Genomic DNA, 2,042 nt, shown 5'->3' on the forward strand with positions numbered 1-2,042 from the left:
GCGAAACTCTCATCTTTAGAAAGAAAAACCATGAACGAATAGTCACGGAATTAAGGAAAATTGTGAATAAATATCCAGCCTTTGCTTTATCTGCTAGCGATGAATCAGTTGACGAAAGAACGCTTGAAGCGTTGATTGAGGCGCTTTCCACTCTAGAGAGAAAACCTGAAATAGTTTACCTTCAAGTTAGGCCTGATATAGATGTGAAAATGCTCGAGAAATTGGCGGCCTGCGGGTTGAAAAGGCTCGAGGTTGGCATTGAATCACTTAGTTCAAATGTGCTTTCCATAATAGGCAAAGGCGTTAACGGGCTTCAGAATATAACATTTCTCAAAAATTGTCGCGAAGCGGGAGTAAAGCCGATATGGAACTTCTTGTGGGGTTTCCCGAAGGAACCGGAAAGCTCGTATGAGAATATGGCAAACCTGATACCTTTGCTCACTCATTTGCATCCTCCCAATTATGCAGGACCCTTTAGGCTTGATCGCTTTAGCCCCTGCTTTGAAAACCCTTACGAACACGGCATAAGAGCAATAAAACCTTACCCTTCCTACCGATTTGTTTATCCCTTTAACGAGGAAGTCATAGATAATTTTGCCTCATTTTTTACCTTCAAATTTCAAACCCCACAAAATGTCAAAGATTACACATGTCATCTTCAAGAAAACATATTTTTTTGGAAAGAAATTTACCCCAAAAGTGCTTTGTATTACAGGCAAGACTTGGTAATAGACAGAAGATCCGGCATCGACGAGTGGCACATAAGGCTTGATCCTTTGACCATGGCGGTTTGTAAAGCTTCCAGTGAGCCTGTGACCTTGCAGGGGATTGCTCAAAGGCTTAAGGAAGTGGAAATCGTTAAATCCGAAGAAGAAATAAGGCAATCCATCAAAAATTTAATTAAATACGGAATTTTGTTAAAGGAGAAGGAGATGTATTTAAGCTTGGTTACCGAAGAAAAAGAGGTGATGCCATGAGGTGCGATGATTAGGTGTAAGCGTTATAAAATTAATTAAAAATTGGGAGGGATATGGTCATGGAAGAGAAGGGAAAAAAAGTTGCTCATCCCTACATTCCCAATTCCGTTCCAGAGATCAAAGAAGAATTGTTAAAGGAAATAGGGATCGAAAGTGCGGAAGATATTTTCGGTCAAATCCCCGAACATTTGCGGCTTAGAAGACCGCTTAACATTCCCAAAGCGATCCTTTCAGAATACGAACTTAAAAAACACGTCACAGAGCTTCTTTCCAAAAACAAAAATTGTGAGGAATACAAAAACTACCTGGGCGGTGGCTGCTGGCAGCATTACGTTCCTGCGGTATGTAAGACCATAATGGAAAGGGACGAGTTTTTGTCTGCCTACGTGGGAGAGGCCTTTGCCGATCACGGTAAATTTCAGGCACAATTTGAGTATGCAAGTTGCATAGGGGAGCTTGTGGATATGGATATGGTAAACACCCCGACTTATGATTGGGCTATGGCCTGCGCCACTACGGTGAGGATGGCTTCGCGCATGACGGGAAGGAGCAAAGCCCTGGTGGCTAAATCCATAAGCCCCGAGAGGTTGTCCTGCATCAAAGATTACGCATGTTCTGCGGCCCCCGATATAGAGCTTGTTAACTACGATCCGAAAAGCGGATTGCTTGACTTAAATGACTTAAAAGACAAACTTTCAGATGATGTTTGTGTCCTTTATATGGAAAATCCTAATTTTTTTGGGGTTATAGAAAGGCAAGGGCAAGAGATAGCAGATCTGCTTCATTCAAAGGGAGCATTGTTGTCGGTAGGCGTTGATCCAATTTCTCTTGGCGTGTTAGAAGCGCCTGCTCGTTATGGTGCAGATTTTGCTTGCGGTGATGTGCAGCCTCTGGGAATACCGATGAGCTATGGTGGCGGTTTAGGGGGTTTTATTGCTACACCTGACGAACCGAAGTTCGTAGCCGAGTATCCTTCCTTACTATTCGGGATAACGGAGACGATAGAAGAGGGCGAGTATGGCTTTGGAGAGGTCTTATACGAGAGGACGTCTTACGCATCTCGTG

The 2,042-nt window shown here is 43.2% G+C and carries 2 protein-coding genes; both read left to right on the forward strand.

Features of this window, described 5'->3' with window-relative positions; genetic code table 11:
• Positions 1-977 (forward strand): radical SAM protein (locus tag Q7P41_RS10620; RefSeq protein ID WP_303884129.1); only part of this gene is annotated, 977 nt, incomplete at its 5' end.
• A gap of 59 nt (positions 978-1,036) precedes the next feature.
• Positions 1,037-2,042 (forward strand): aminomethyl-transferring glycine dehydrogenase (locus Q7P41_RS10625; RefSeq protein ID WP_303884130.1); only part of this gene is annotated, 1,006 nt, incomplete at its 3' end.

Source organism: Acetomicrobium mobile (genome assembly GCF_937920065.1).